The sequence below is a fragment of the Metabacillus litoralis genome, from assembly GCF_020524045.1.
GTDB lineage: Bacteria > Bacillota > Bacilli > Bacillales > Bacillaceae > Metabacillus > Metabacillus litoralis_C.
Genome location: NZ_JAIVKL010000013.1, coordinates 93,392 through 109,215, shown reverse-complemented (window position 1 = coordinate 109,215; position 15,824 = coordinate 93,392). Strand labels below are relative to the sequence as shown.

The following is a 15,824-nucleotide window of genomic DNA, read 5'->3' as shown; positions in this document are numbered from 1 at the left end:
ATTAGTAGTATATCATCAAAAAATGACAAACCTGTGTTTTTAATATTACAATTATATTTCATATGTAACAAAAGACTCAGAATTCACCCTAAAAATAACACTTTTTTAACTTTATCATAGTTTACATTCGATTTCTAGTATCGTTTTCATAGATTAGTTATTTTGAAAAGGGGAAAACACTATGGAAAAAGAGACTGGAACATAATTAAAAAACTACTATATAGAGAATAAATCAAAATTCCTATAATATTCAATAGATTCTACTCGTTTATACTAATCAGTTAGGCTAGAAAAACAAGTTCGTTCCATCGTGCTGCGGACACAAAATTCGTCAAGAAAGGAAGCTGTGACTCCTCTCCTCTCCCTACTTAGACCTCACCTCTTCTTCTACTTCCCGTAGAGCCTTAGTGTGTGTTCCGCTCGATTTCACTAGTTCTTAAAAATAGAATGTACTATTGAAGACAACAAATAAAAACCCGAAGATTAGGCAAAGAATTAACTAAAATCCCACCTAATCATTCGGGTCTATCATTAGCTTAAATAACTATGTCCCAGACTCTTTTTTTAAACAAAGTACATTTTATGTCCTTCAGACTGTTTGTTAACAATCTGAGATACAAACTTACAGTTCAGATGATTAACAAATCTATGAAACCATTTTAGTATAAACAACTAAACGTTCTTCATGTTCGTTTGTACTACGATTGTATAACCCTGTACATGTGATTAGGTTTAATCTTGGTTCTGTAGTAGGTCCAAATATTTTTTGTAATGGGGCCTCATCTTTAGGATATGATTGTATTTTCTCTACTCTAAATAACAACTTTTTACCTTTAGCATCATAAACAATGACATCATCACCTGGTTTTAGCTCTTTTAAATAGAAGAAAACAGCAGGTCCGGTATAATCATCTACATGCCCTGCAAGGACCGCATTGCCCTCTTCACCTGGCTGAGCTCCAGGCTCATACCAAGCAACTTCTTCGCCATTATCAGGGATGATCATTTGTCCTTTATTATTTAAACCTTGTTTTGTGATGGAGGCTTGCACATTTATAGACGGTATCTCAATTTGTGTGGGAACAATCCCCCTACTATCAGACATTCCCTGCTCAATCGTTTCATTCTCTCGGGACTTTGATCCCTTTTGATTCTGAGACTCTTGAACTAATTTTTCACTTGTTGTATTATTACTAAGTTGTAATTCCGTAGATTTAGTTGTGTTTGAAGAACTATTTTGTTCCTCATTCAATTGCGCTCCTGCTGAGCAGCCACTCAACAGGAGAATAAAAATTGTTAAAGCTAATGGACGATACATTACTGAACAATTTTCCTACGGAATACAACAAAACCAACAATTCCTAAACCAATGATTGATGCTACAACAGGTACAATACTAGTTGATGATTCAGATGCCCCACCTAATCCCGTTTTTGGCATTTCTGATGGCATAAGCATGGAATCTTTTAATAACAATACTTCTAAATTTTCAGCATTATTAACAGCAAACACACTGTACACAGTATTTTCTTCTAACTTAGTTCCAGAGAGATCAAGAACTTGAGTTCCATCTGGAGTACGTATCTCTAAATCATACGTATTAGGATCTAATTCTTTGTAATCTGTAATCGCTTTAAATGCTGCACCACTAAATAAAGCATCTCCATCAATAAGACCCACATCTACAGTTGGTGCATCAGGCGACAAATGACCAACACGGACTTTTGTTTTCCCTTCTGTGACCTCCATTGAATCTTCAGCAATAACAAGTTCAATATTTTCTAATACATTTGCAGCTGCAACAGTATAAGCTTTTCCAGCTTTAACAGTTACATTTTGAGAAATTACCGCATTTTCAGTTGTGCCAGCAGCAAAGATTTCTACCTTATGCTCTCCTTCTGGTACATTCAAATAATCAGTTGCCGCTTTAAATTCTGCACCTTCAATAGTCAATTCATCATTCAAGTAGACATCAACAGCTGGTGCATCAGGTGAAGCATGTACGACACGCACCATCGCGTCAGTAGAAGCAGCTAGTGCTCCTGTTGCCATTAATCCAACCATCAATACTGTTGCGATGATTGTTCCAAATACTTTTTTCATTTTAAACCAACTCCTCTTAATATTCACAAACGGATTTTTTGTAAAATGTTTGTGTACTAATTGTATAACATTTATACAAGTGACTTTTCAATCAATAACACTTCTCCAGTGTGCTAATTTCTATTTTTCATGTAGGATTTTCCTATTAAACGGAAATCATTAAAATAAAAAAGCAACAAAAAAAAGACTCTCCGATTTTTCAGAAGAGCCCTTCAAAGGATTTTATTATTATTGGCTGTTTCCATAAACTTTGTTGCTTTGACAATCTTGAAGGAAAACAGCACTGTATAAAGTCTAGTAGCATCTTTTCTGCTAGAATAGTATCTTTTATAAGATCAAAAGTATGTGATAAACAGAAGTCAATTAGCAGCAATCTTTCAGAAAAGAGCCTTCAGAAAAGCTTTATTATTTAATCACTTTTTCAACTTCATTTATCCAAGTTTTCGCCATCAACATATTGCCCGCTGAATTCATATGAACTCCGTCAATTGTTAATTTATATTCATTGCCCGATTCAAGGTACTTGATAAATGCTTTGTGAGTTGGAACAACAATTACTTCAAATTTCTTTGCCACTTCATAGATCACTTTTAAATATTCGATTAACATTTGATTACCCGGTGCTTGAGTATCTTCTTCAATAATTGTTGGCTCCATGAGAATAACGGTTGCTTTCGTTTTAGACTTTACAAGAGATAACAATTCTTCATAAATTTCTTGAAATCTCTCAGGTGATATCTGATCCAAATCAGGGTTATCTATTTGACGCCATACATCGTTAATTCCAATTGAAATTGAAATATAGTCTGGATCTATCTCTATTGCATCATCTTGCCATCTTGCTTGTAGGTCAGAGATTCGATCTCCACCAACACCTCTGTTTATAAATTCAAATTGGGTTGATGGATATGAAGTAACAAAGTAATCATGAATGAGCCTAACATATCCTGTGCCAATGTTTTCTTGATCTTCGTATCTACCCCATTCGGTAATGCTATCTCCGATGAACAAAACTCTTTTCTTATTCATTGAAATGCCCCCCATCATTGCTTTGAACTAACTGGTTTATTGTACCATTCTTTTACAACTGACTCTGCCTCTTTACCATATATATCAAAATAGGTGTTCGTCTTTGCTTCTTCTAACGGATAAAGCTTAGTACTCCAATCCCACCAGAAAAATCCAGCAAACCACGGCTCATCCCAGAATACCTTCATAACAGAACGATAGAAGTTCGCTTGTTCTTCTTCATTGAAAGGAAGTTCAGTCGAAGTAAAATCCCATGGCATTGTTGCACAACCTTCAGCACTTCGACAACCTATTTCCATGAATAAGATAGGTTTATTAAATTTCTTGTGAAGATTCACGAGTTTCCCTTTTACCTTTTCCCAATTTTTAATCATATTTTCTTCTGTATCACCAGGTTTTTCAGCAACCGGATAATAGGCACTCGTTCCAATTACATCAACTTTGTCAAACCATTCCACACCTTCTTCTTTACCATGGTTTGCATTATAGATTAACGGGCCTGTATAAACTTCACGTACTTTTGAAATCACTTGTTCCCATTGTTCTACTCTAGATTCGGTTCCGATCATTTCACAGCCAACACAAAACATCTCACAATCTAGCTCTTGTGCAAGCTCAGCATAATGTAATAAGAAATTTTCATATGAAGCAAACCACTTGTTCCAATAATCTGTTGCATCTTCTGGGAAAGTAATTCGGGCTCTCCATAGTCCATCCCGAGAATTGACCACTGGTTTTAGACATACCTTTAAACCCAGTTCTTTTGCCTTTTTCACAGCAAATTCAATATCTCGATCTGTCATTGTGTGATTATAATCGAACGTAATCTCAGTAGAAGAAAAGGTTTCTTGATACGTAAAGAAAGATAAAGCAATCCACTCACTACCCGTTTCCTTTAACATCTCTAAAGAATGCACTGCCTCAGGTGTACGATAAGCTCCTCGAGTTGTATCCCAACCATAGGTCATACCTTTTATAAAAATTTCTTTCATTCCATTTCCCTCCTTATTGCTAGTTTCTTCTATATAAATAGATAATTTATTTTTATTGAAGTTTAACCGAAGCACAGTTAAACTTTACTATTGCTTTCATTCAAACATCTATCGATTGTTATCTGTTTGGGCATTTTCTAGATTTAACTTGACTTCCTTTAGGCAACACTCACATCACAAACTAGTAACTGAATCTCGATCATTCGATTGAATATCTATGACGTTATTCATCCACTTTCTAGAAAATGTTCGTTTAATCCCAAAAAATGCGCGAACAATTTCATGCGAGTTTGCAAGAGCAAATACGATAAAAATTGGTAAATCCCATAAAAAGGCACCTGCTAATGCAAGAGGTAGACCCACTAGCCATACACCTAAAGCATCTAGGTATAAAACATATTTCGTATCTCCTCCCGCACGTAAAACCCCAATATTATTTACCATATTCAACATTTTTCCAGTAATCAATAAGCCATAAACATATAAAATACTTTGGGCTTGGCTCGCTACAAAATCTGTGACGTTATAAATGGCAATATATAAAGGACTTAGTAGCACAACACCTAGACCAGCTATTATAGATAACACAAATGTAATCACTAAAAATTGCTTGGCGTAGTTCACCGCTTTTTCCTCATCGTTTGCACCGATACTATTTCCTACCATCACAGTTGAAGCATCACTTAATCCTATGAAAAGAGCCATAAATACAAATAATAAGGGATCTATTAACGTTGCAGCAGCTAATTGAGCAGTTCCCATTTGAGCATATACCCAAAAATATGAAGTTTCTCCAACTGTCCAAAGAGCATGATTTAAAATGGATGGAACAGTAATCACTAAGTATCTCTTCAATAACTCTCTATCAAAGTTCTCTCTAATAGTAAAAGATGATAATGTTAAAGCAAGATGTTGTTTAATGAGTATAAGAAGTAGTACAGCTTGAATAGTTCTCGCAATAACTGTTGCGATCGCCGCTCCATCTACACCTAATTCAGCAAAACCTAAGTTTCCAAAAATAAGTAAATAGTTTAACCCTGTATTTAAGCCAATAGCGATAATCGCAATATATAATGGCCGTTTCACTTCTCCCATTGATTTTAAAACGGTTGAAAAAAGAACAGTTAATGCAGTAACAAAATAACTAAGTGACACAATCCTTAAATATCCTGCTCCCAATTCAATTACTGCGATATCATTGGTAAATATCTTAATAAACAAAATTGGAAAAAGAAATGTTAATATTGTAAAAAGTAAAGAAAAAACGGTCACAATGAAAAATGTAATATAAAGAATTTTTCTAATTCCAGTGAGATCTTTTCTTCCCCAATATTGGGCTGTAAAAATGGCAGCTCCTGTTCCGAATCCTTGTAAAATCAAGATAAGAATTGTTGTAATTTTGTTTCCTACACCTACAGCAGCTATACTATCAACTCCAAGCTGCCCGATCATTAAAGAATCAACCATATTTAGTGAAGAAATTAATAATGTTTGAATGCTTATAGGAATTGCTAGAGCAAACATTTTTTTGTAAAATTGTTGATTAACTTTGATGCGGTTTTGCATGTTGATTTTCCCCTTTAAAACAATTCATTCATAGTGAATGAAATTTTCACATCCAAACATATTCAGATCCTAGTACACAACCTACAATTAAGAAAGAATCCTATCAATCTTTTTAAGCTCTTCTGTTGAAAAGTTTAGGTTATCCAATGCTTTCACATTTTCAACAATTTGCTCAACCCGACTAGCACCGATTAGTGCTGAAGATACGACATCATTTCTCAAAGTCCATGCTAAAGCTAGTTGAGCAACCGTTTGTTCACGATTTTCTGCGATCTTTTTCAATTCAAGTACCTTTTCTATTCTTTCTTTTGTTACTGAATCAGCAGATATGGAATCTACTCCCTTTGCAACACGAGAATACTTCGGAATTCCTTGTACATATTTCGTTGTTAATAACCCTTGATACAATGGTTGAAAAACAATTGCTCCAACTCCACCTTGAGCCAAAACATCGAAAAGTTTATATTCAGCATCACGTAAAAACATTGAGTAGTTCGGCTGGTGAACGACAAAAGGCGTGTTATATTTTTTAAATAATTGTATTGCTTCACTTGTGACATTTAGAGGATAGTTTGAAACACCAACATATAGAGCTTTTCCTTGTTTCACCGCTGTATCAAGAGCTGCAACAGTTTCTTCTAAAGGCGTATCAGGATCATACCGGTGCGAATAATAGATATCTACATAATCTAGCTGCAATCTTTTTAAACTTTGCTCAAGACTTGATAACATATGTTTTCTTGATCCCCACTCACCATAGGGACCTTGCCACATATCATAGCCAGCTTTTGTTGAGATGAGTAATTCATCACGATAGCTAGCAAGTTCATCTTTTAGAATTGTTCCAAAATTCAATTCTGCACTTCCTGCTGGATCTCCATAGTTGTTTGCTAAGTCAAAATGAGTAATTCCTAGATCAAAGGATTTCTTAATCATTTCTTTAGCTGTTGAAAAATCATCTTGTTCTCCAAAATTTCGGTATAGACCAAGTGAAATGGCCGGAACCTTCAAACCACTTTTACCTAATTTGTTGTAAATCATCTTGTCATATCTTTTAGAAATTGAGTTAACAGACATTTGAAAAACCTTCCTCATATATTATTTTTTCGGTTTTGTTGTTGAATCACGTAGCAAAATACTTCCATTTAGGAGGACTTTTTCAAATGGTTTTTCTTTGTCTTTTAGTCTTCGTACTAACATTTCAACCGCCCGTATTCCTAGATCTTTTTTAGCAATATTCACTGTTGTAATTGTTGGTGTCGTTGTGTAGGAATAGTCCATATTATCAAAGCCTGTCACGGATACATCTTCTGGAACCTTTAAACCTGTTGCTTTCACTTCTGATATCACGCGTAGCGCCATATTGTCATTACAACAAACGATGGCTGTTGGCATTGATTGCTCTGTTTGTATTGATAACCAGGATTGAATTTCTATGATCAACTGTTTATCATCTGTAGAATGAACAACCTGATTCTTTGCTACCTCAAGATTATTCAATTCCATTGCATGGCGAAAACCAAGCCACCGATCCTGAAAACTTCTTGAGTAGTTTTTGTCACCAATAAATTGTAATTTTTCATGACCAAGACCTATTAAATAGTTCGTTAACTGGTAACTATGATCAAAGCTATTGTTATATAAAACATCACATCGAATAGACGGCTCTTCATAGTCAACCATCACAATAGGAATGTTTAGCTGCTTTACTTCTAGCAATAAGGCAGTTGATACCACACCAATACTGATCACGCCTACAAATCCTCTTGGATTCAATATATTTTCAAGACTATCTATATTATTTTCAGTTAACACAACAACTCCTGAAAAATATTTTTCTAAGTTTTCACGGATTCCATCTAATATCCGACCCCAGTAATTTGATGTTTTACTTTGAAAGCGAATATTAGGCATCAGCACTAACACTACATTGTTATTTTTCGTATTTGCTTTCACTTCATGATGTTGAAGAGAAAGAGATTCTTCTTTTGCATTTTCTTGTGTAAAATAACCAAGCTTAGAAGCAGCATCAAGGACTTTATCTCTTGTTGTAGCACTGACTCCTTCTTTTCCAGACAACGCCTTAGATACAACAAACTTTGAAACGCCTAAGTAATCAGCTATGTGCTGCATTGTTATTTTTTTCGCCATCTTTCTTCTCACTCCATCATCGCTTCTAAAACTCTATGTTCTTGTTGTAGTTAGTGTAATTTCGATGTTTACCATTGATTGATTGATTAAGCAACCATTGGTTAGATCTCACAAATATGGCTTCTACTTAGTTTCTCTTCCAAAACTGTTGCTCGTAAGTGATGGGCGGTGAGCTTCTTTTGCATATGCACCTAAAAATGACTCACCTAACCCACGAAAACAAATGCAATGTCTTCAAAGCCACAAACTTAATTTGATTTATTTATTATGAAGGCTGTTTTCGCAAACTTTGTTGCTTTTAAATAACCGAAGCAATCAGCACTGTATTAAGTCTAGTGGCATCTTTTCTTCATAAATTAGTACTCTTATAGTGAAAAAACACTGTTTTCACTTCGAATTTTGGTTACATAGCAACAATCGTTCAGAAAAGAGCCTTTATGAAATATCATATACACTACGAATGGATAGTTGTTCCTTAAATGACTCTAGACTTAAGGATTCGCTTAAACTATCTTTTTGCACTTGTATTATTACAGCATCCCCAGCTGATAAATCAAAATAATTATCACTAAATTTACAATCAGCAGCGCGGAGATCAAGCTCTACATATTTGGCAAATGCACTTGATTTAACATCTATTGTGAAGTATTGTTCATTTTCTGATACCTCAAATGAAAGTTCAGGATTTAAGAAATCAAAGTGTTTTGGTTTTGTAAATAAAAGTGTTGTACCTGTTGTTTTTTCACCTTCAACATACAGAGTGCACTCTAGATACGTGTTTCTACTCTTTTCTTTTGTCAAAATTTCATTTAACGATAATTTTTCGCACATATTAGCTGATAAACGTTCAATTGTTGACGAAACTGTTCCTTCTTCAATCACTTCAGATGTATTTTTACGCAGCTTCCACTCAATCCGCGTGTTTACATCCTTTAATGTGTCATTTGTCACGTGAACTTCTACATTTGTTCCATCTTCTCTTAGAGACAATAAGATTGGTGAATAAAAATTCTTGGCAAAATAGTGCAGTGCTTTCCATCGTCCGTAATAATCAACACTTGACCATGATGCAACAGGCCAACAATCATTAAGCTGCCAATAAAGTGATCCCATACAACGACCGCGATTTCTTCTCCAATGCTCTACACCATACTTAATCGCCTCTGCCTGTAACAACTGTGAGGTGTATAACATCGAATCAAAATCTTTAGGATATAAGAAGTTTTCAGATAGATAATAGAGAATTTTTCCATTAGCTGAATCATTCTTCTGATGTTTTTCCATGATATAAGAGAAAATATTACGATCTTCTGGCTCTGTAAATGTTTCAATTGTTTTCATAGATGGAAAGGATTGAAATCCGAATTCTGAGCAAAAACGGAAATGAAATTCTTGATATTCTGTAAATGGCTTTAAACCATGCCACACTTCCCAATAATGCATATCTCCTTCATCGGGGTTTCTTGGTTCGTTAAACCCTCCACCTGAAGATGGGGATGATGACCAGTAAAATGTTTGTGGATCAAGCTCCTTAGCCAGTTCAGGAATAATGTATTCAAATAGCTTAATATAATCTGATTTATGTTTATAATCATCATCAGGCATATCTCCCCAATACACCCACGCTTCTTCAACTTCATTATTTCCACACCATAGTCCAAGACTTGCATGATGTCTAATTCGTTTCATATTATCAATCACTTCATGGATAACCGTTTCTTTAAATTCATCATTTAATTCATACATCGAGCAAGCAAACATGAAATCTTGCCAAACAATGATTCCTTTTTGATCACATAATTCAAAGAAATAATCTTCAGGATAAATTCCTCCACCCCACACACGAATCATGTTAAAATTTGCTTCTACGCAATCATCTATTAATCTCTCTGTTCTTTCAGCTGAATTTCTAGCAAGTAAGTTATCTTCAGGGATATAGTTAGCACCCATTGCAAAAATCGAGTATCCATTCACTTCAAATTCAAACGATTTTCCCCATTGATCTTTTTCATTTTTCAATTTAATGGTTCTTAGACCTATCATTAATTCCTTTTGATCTAATGGATCTTCTCCATTATCTGTGCTCACTTCTACTTTGTATAAAGGCTGATCTCCATATCCATTTGGCCACCATAGATGAGGATCTTCAACATGAATATGTACTTGTTCCTCTGAGTTAGCATTTTCAATTTTCCGAGTAAGAAATTCACCGTTAGGACTTGTTAGTTTTACTTCTACATTTACTTTTTCATCGTTCGTATTTTTCACCTTAACACGGACGTTAAGATCTACTTCATTGTTTGAATGATTTTGAGTAACATACACATCATCAATTCTTCCTGTATTCCACGCAAGAATGGAAACACTTCTCCAAATTCCTAAATCAGGAATTCTAGGTCCCCAATCCCAGCCAAACATACTATGTCCTTTTCGTAGGTGTGGATATCCTTCTATGGCATGTGGAACACCCCATAACGGTAATTCTTTTTGCTTGTTTGTCACATATTCTATAGGAGAAAAGAGGGTTAGTTGAATCGTATTCTCACCTAAAGTCAGAAATGGTTTAAGATCAAATTCATATGTTCGATGCATATTGTTTGTGTTCGCAATTGTATAACCATTTATTTTTATTTCACTAAGTGTATCAATTCCTTCAAACCTTACAACGATATGATCGTTATCAATTAAAACATCATCAACTTGGAAATCTTTTATAAATTCGTAATCCTTCGATGCAATTTCATACGCTTTATCTTCGTTATCTCGATAAAAAGGATCTTCAATTTTGCCATTCTTCAATAAATCAGTCATCACTGAACCAGGAACTGAAACATTTAACCATTCTGTATCATCTGTTCTTTTCATTTTCCAAGTAGAATCTAAACACAACTTCCTCATTTACCTTCTCATCCTTTACTTGTTATATTTGTTATTTTATTTCGCAGAATAATACTGATAAATAACTAAAATAGCAGTTTAAACAATTGAGTTTTTCATCTAAAAAACTATATAAACTAACTGGAAATCCAAATATCACTTTTGTTATTTTTGTTATCTTTTAGTTATGATATAAATAACTTTATATCATAACTAACTGTTAGTAAATACCTAACAAAAATATTTATTGTTATTATTTTATTTATCATCCATTCGTTTTTATAGCTAAAAAAGGTAGGCCTCTTCTATAAGAGGTAACTACCTAAAAATTCGTATATATCTAGCTAATAAAACGCTTTAGTCCATTTCCACTCAACGAGTGAACATTGCTATTTATTTTGTTGCATAATATTCTTTAATCTCTTTTTCTGCAGGCTTGCCAAATACAGCATATTCATCATTTTGAACTGCATCTTTTTCATCATGTAAAAGAGCCTTCCAATCCCAAAGACCAAAGCCTTTCACCCAGTCTCTTTTCTTTGTTTTCTCAAACATGACTTTATAATAGTTTGCTTGAGCTTCCATATCGATCTCCCCCTCAAGATTCCAATCATTCGGAACAAAAGGAGAATTTGAGCGACTCGGACACCCCGCTTCAGCGAAGAAAAATGGTTTGTTATAAGGTTTGATGATTTCCTCTATTCGATCTAACTGTTGATCCCAATCATCTATTGGATAATAACCACTTGAAGAAATAACATCTAATGCATCCCACCAATGTACATTTCCTTCTTGATATTTATCTGTATTGTATGTGATAGGACCTTTATATACATTTCTTACATCATCGATTAACGCTCGCCATTCTTGATCACGACGCTCAGTTTGTACCATTTCACAACCAATGATCAGCATTTCACAATTCGTTTGTTGTGCAATTTTCGCATAATGCAATTGATATTCTGTATAACTCTTAAACCAATCTTTCCATTTAGGTTCACAAGGAACATCGATATCAAAGAAATTGATATGAGCTCTCCATGTCCCATCTTTACAATTAACAGTCGGTTTCAAAATCACTTTCATATCGAGTGACTTTGCATAATGAATCATTTCAATTAACTCATCATCTGAAACCATATGATCGCCTGTATAATCAACCTCAGTTGTATGGGCGCCATCTTGCAAAGCTGCCAATGAAATAATGGCATATTCTGTATTGGTTCTATCTTTTAAAAGTCTCATAGACTCTTTAGCTTCCTTCTTTCCGAACTCGCCTTTACGGCTCATCCAACCATACGTAAACCCCTTGATGAATTCCATTTTCACCGCTCCTTTTAAAAAATTAGGCTATTTTCGAAAACTTTGTTACTTTTACATATCCGGAGAAATCAGCACAGTATTAAGTCTAGTAGCATCTTTTCTTCATAAAAAGGTATCCTTAATTGCAAAAACACACTGTTTCTAACGGCTATTTCGGGTTACGTAGCAACAATTTTTCAGAAAAGAGCCAAAATTAAGACCTGAAATCATATCAGCCCTGTACTCGGATTATGTGAAACTGTTTCTTTAATCTAGAAAATAACGAGAATTAACTAGACGACTTTTACATCTTCTGATCAATTCTCACTTAATTAAATTTTCGAAACATGATTACTTAACTGAACCCGCCATTCCGTTGTATATATGCTTTTGTAATGTGATAAAAGCGATAAGCGTTGGAATAATCGCTATAATAATTCCCGCACAGATTACTTCCCACTGTGAACCATAAGGACCTTTAAACTTAAATAGTGCAGTGGATATAACATGCAGATCTGTTTTCGGCATATAGAGAAAGGCGGTATAGAAATCGTTATACACATTCACACCTTTAACAATAATAACTGTAACAATTGCCGGTTTTAATAAAGGTAAGATAATTTTTCTGAAAATAGTAATGTAAGATGCACCATCTAACATCGCAGATTCATCAAGTGATACTGAAATCGAATCCATGAACTGTAAGAAGATATAAACAGCAATGATATCAGTACTCATGTACAAAATAATCGCAGCCCATCTTGTATTAAAAAGACCTAATTCATTTATAATTTGGAAAGTAGCAACCTGAGTTGTCACGGCAGGTATTAACGTTGCAAGTAAGAAAGCTCCCATTAATAACTTACTTCCTCTAAAGGTAAAACGATGCAAAACAAATGCAATCATCGAGCCCGTTAATGTCGCTCCGATAATCGAAATCACTAGGATAAACGCAGTATTTGTAAAACCTAATAACATATTTCCTTCTGTAAAGGCTCTTGTGTAATTTTCGAAATTCAACCAATTTTCCGGAGGAGTAAGTGGACCTGTACTCGTATACTCACTACCTGTTTTAAATGAAGCAAAGAAAACAACTACGATAGGAATTAACGCAACAAACGCCCCTAAAAGAAGGGATACATATTTCAACGTACTTCCCAATGCATATTTAAGTTGATACATCTTTAGTCACGCTCCTTAAATAGCTTTTTCTGAATAACAGTAACAAGAACAACGATAATTAATAAAACCACAGCCATCGCAGAACCTAAGCCTACTTTTCCGTATTTAAAGGCAATATCCACTGTTTGTATAACAAATGTTTTACTTCCATTTGATCCACCAGTCATAATATACGGAATTTCAAATGCTGACAACGCACCACTAATCGCTAAAATTAAATTTAATTCAATAATTCTTCGTATACTTGGAAGAATAATATATCTAAACTGATGCCATCTATTAGCACCGTCAATTTCAGCAGCTTCATATACTTCTTTTGATATAGATGAAATAGCACCTAGGAAAATAATAAAGTTAAAGCCCATATATCTCCATACAGATGTACCAGCTAAAGAAATATTAATAATATCTGGATTTCCTAACCAATGTGTAATAATAGCACCTAAACCAAATGCATTTAAAACAGTATCAAGTGTTCCTTCAGGTCTAAAGAAAAATAAGAACATAAATCCGATCGCAACACCATTTAATAGATAAGGAAAGAAGATAACACCTTTGAAAAAATTCTTAAAACGAACATTAAAACTTAAGATCGTTGCAAAATATAAAGCTAAACCCATTTGCACGAATGTTCCTGCAAAATAATATAAACTTACTTTAAATACTGAAAAATACTCAGGATCTGTAAAGATTGTCACATAATTCTCAAAACCTACTAATTCTTTCTCACTAAAACCATTCCAATCAGTGAAACTATAATAAAACATATTCATAACAGGTACATAAGCAAACGTGATCAATAATGCAACAGGTACAATCGAGAAAAGAACAATAATAAAGCGTCTTTGCGCATCGTATGATAAATTCGAAAATTTAAACAAGAACCACACCTCCTGGCAGTATTAGTATGAATAGAAAAAGCACCTTACTTCCCAAGAGCAAATAAGGCGATTAGGAATAGAAGGTGTATGTATACCGTTACCTTCTATTCCTAATTGACTTATGTTCTTGATCTGATCATGCTTTCATTCATACACAATTAATAGATTCATATCTTCATTCACTATGAATCAACGAAACAAAAACTTGTAAACACTTACAACAATAGTTTTTAGGCAAGGAAAGTGCTTTTACATGCACCTTCCTTGTTGTTTAAGCTTATTACTCAGCCATTACCTTTTCATACGCTTCATTCCATTCGGCATTAAGTTCTTTCATAATGTCCTCGAATGATTCATCACGATTTCCAATTGCAGCTTCTACAATACGCTTCGGTGTATCTTCTAGCCATAAACCTAGTTCTGCTTCTTTGTCAATTTTATCAAGTAATCCTTCTTGACCTTCTTTAGCAGGAGTTAACAATTCAAATGTCACACCTTGCTCTTCATATACTTTTAGTTCTTCAGGAAGTGGAACACTTTTCGCTGCACTAATACCACCAGCTTGTTCTACTGAATAACCTGAATCATGGATAAACCAGTCAACCCAAGCTAAAGCCGCATCTTTATTATCACTGTGCTTGTTCACACCCATTTGGAAGTCAGCACCTAATGGAAAAATCACTTTATCTGCATTTGTTGGGAATGGCATATAACCAATTTCATCTGGATTTTCAGCAACTGCTTTGATTTGATCAATCGCCCATGAACCTAATACCATTGTCGCAATTTCACCTTTACCCATCATTGCTTTTGAAGATTCCCAATCTGTTGTTAATGGATCTGCTTCAATTAAACCTTTGTTCGCTACATCATACATAAGCTTCCATAATTCATATTGAGGTTTTCCTTCAACTAAAGGATCTTTCTCATTCACCATTGTTTGGTTGTAATACGCAGGATCTCCAGCTACAGTAGTAAATGCACCTTCCCACTGAGTTAACGGCCAACCAGCTGCATAGTTAGAGTAAAGTGGAACTGCATCTGTATTTTCTTTAATCTTTTCTAATGCTGTAATAAATTCATCCATTGTTCTTGGTGTTTCTGTTACACCAGCTTCTTCATATACTTTTTTGTTATAAACAACACCTGTGTAAGTAACAGCAATCGGAATGCCATAAACAGTACCATCAACCGCTCTCTCTTCTACACCCATGTACTCTTCGCTCATTTCATCAAGTTTACCAAGTGGCTCGAAGAAATTTGGAAGATCTTCAATTGGTACTTGAGTCGGAAGTAATAAAACATCACCATAATCTTCTGTGTTCATACGTGGTGTAATTTGACCACCATAATCAGTTAACGCTTCAAAATTCACTTCTACGTTCGGATATTTCTTTTGAAACTCTTTTTCATATTCAGGGAAAACTGTGTCAACAATATCTGTTCTCTGAGAAATAAATGTAATTTCTCCTTCAATATCTTCTGGAGCTTTATCTTTCCAGCTTACATCCGGATCTGAATTTCCTTTATCACCTTCATCTGAAGAAGAAGAACAGCCAGTAAGGCCAACTAATATAATAAGCAACATTGTCATGAACAAACTAAGTAATTTACTTTTATTCATTATAATAACCCCTCTCTTTACTTCGTTTTAAAGTTACCGTATAGGTTACAAATTAATTGTAAGTTGGTAACGCTTTCTTGTCAATAACTTTCCTGTTAATATTTTTGAATTCTTCAT

General features: G+C 34.4%; 12 protein-coding genes. All 12 read right to left on the bottom strand.

Translation table 11 applies throughout. The features are described 5' to 3' along the window. Positions 1-646: 646 nt before the first annotated feature. Entirely contained in the window at positions 647-1,318 is a 672-nt protein-coding gene (locus LC076_RS17600) for a class F sortase (RefSeq protein WP_226670393.1), read from the bottom strand. Then, complete coding sequence (locus LC076_RS17595) at positions 1,318-2,103, bottom strand: DUF4397 domain-containing protein (protein ID WP_226670392.1); 786 nt, start codon at positions 2,101-2,103, stop codon at positions 1,318-1,320. Before LC076_RS17595 ends, LC076_RS17600 begins: the two co-directional genes overlap by 1 nt. Before the next feature lie 405 nt (positions 2,104-2,508). Then, on the bottom strand, positions 2,509-3,132 hold the full coding sequence (locus LC076_RS17590) for an SGNH/GDSL hydrolase family protein (protein WP_226670391.1): 624 nt from the start codon (positions 3,130-3,132) through the stop codon (positions 2,509-2,511). A 14-nt stretch (positions 3,133-3,146) separates the two neighbouring features. Continuing rightward, the gene (locus LC076_RS17585) at positions 3,147-4,124 is read right to left on the bottom strand and encodes a glycoside hydrolase family 113 (RefSeq protein WP_226670390.1); all 978 of its coding nucleotides are present in this window, start codon (positions 4,122-4,124) and stop codon (positions 3,147-3,149) included. 174 nt (positions 4,125-4,298) lie between these two features. Further along, positions 4,299-5,690, bottom strand: coding sequence for an MATE family efflux transporter (locus tag LC076_RS17580; protein WP_226670389.1), 1,392 nt, complete (start codon positions 5,688-5,690; stop codon positions 4,299-4,301). An 87-nt stretch (positions 5,691-5,777) separates the two neighbouring features. Next, a complete protein-coding gene (locus tag LC076_RS17575; RefSeq protein ID WP_226670388.1) occupies positions 5,778-6,767 on the bottom strand; it encodes an aldo/keto reductase in 990 nt (329 codons plus the stop codon). A 21-nt stretch (positions 6,768-6,788) separates the two neighbouring features. After that, on the bottom strand, positions 6,789-7,841 hold the full coding sequence (locus tag LC076_RS17570) for a LacI family DNA-binding transcriptional regulator (protein WP_226670387.1): 1,053 nt from the start codon (positions 7,839-7,841) through the stop codon (positions 6,789-6,791). 435 nt (positions 7,842-8,276) lie between these two features. Further along, a complete protein-coding gene (locus tag LC076_RS17565) occupies positions 8,277-10,739 on the bottom strand; it encodes a beta-mannosidase (protein ID WP_226670386.1) in 2,463 nt (820 codons plus the stop codon). A gap of 372 nt (positions 10,740-11,111) precedes the next feature. Continuing rightward, positions 11,112-12,041, bottom strand: coding sequence for a glycoside hydrolase family 113 (locus LC076_RS17560; RefSeq protein ID WP_226670385.1), 930 nt, complete (start codon positions 12,039-12,041; stop codon positions 11,112-11,114). Positions 12,042-12,371: 330 nt separating this feature from the next. Then, on the bottom strand, positions 12,372-13,202 hold the full coding sequence (locus LC076_RS17555) for a carbohydrate ABC transporter permease (RefSeq protein WP_226670384.1): 831 nt from the start codon (positions 13,200-13,202) through the stop codon (positions 12,372-12,374). 2 nt (positions 13,203-13,204) lie between these two features. After that, entirely contained in the window at positions 13,205-14,083 is an 879-nt protein-coding gene (locus LC076_RS17550) for a carbohydrate ABC transporter permease (protein ID WP_226670383.1), read from the bottom strand. Between the two features lie 280 nt (positions 14,084-14,363). Further along, positions 14,364-15,707: an ABC transporter substrate-binding protein gene (locus LC076_RS17545; protein WP_226670382.1), complete on the bottom strand. Its 1,344-nt coding sequence runs from the start codon at positions 15,705-15,707 to the stop codon at positions 14,364-14,366. Positions 15,708-15,824 lie beyond the last annotated feature (117 nt).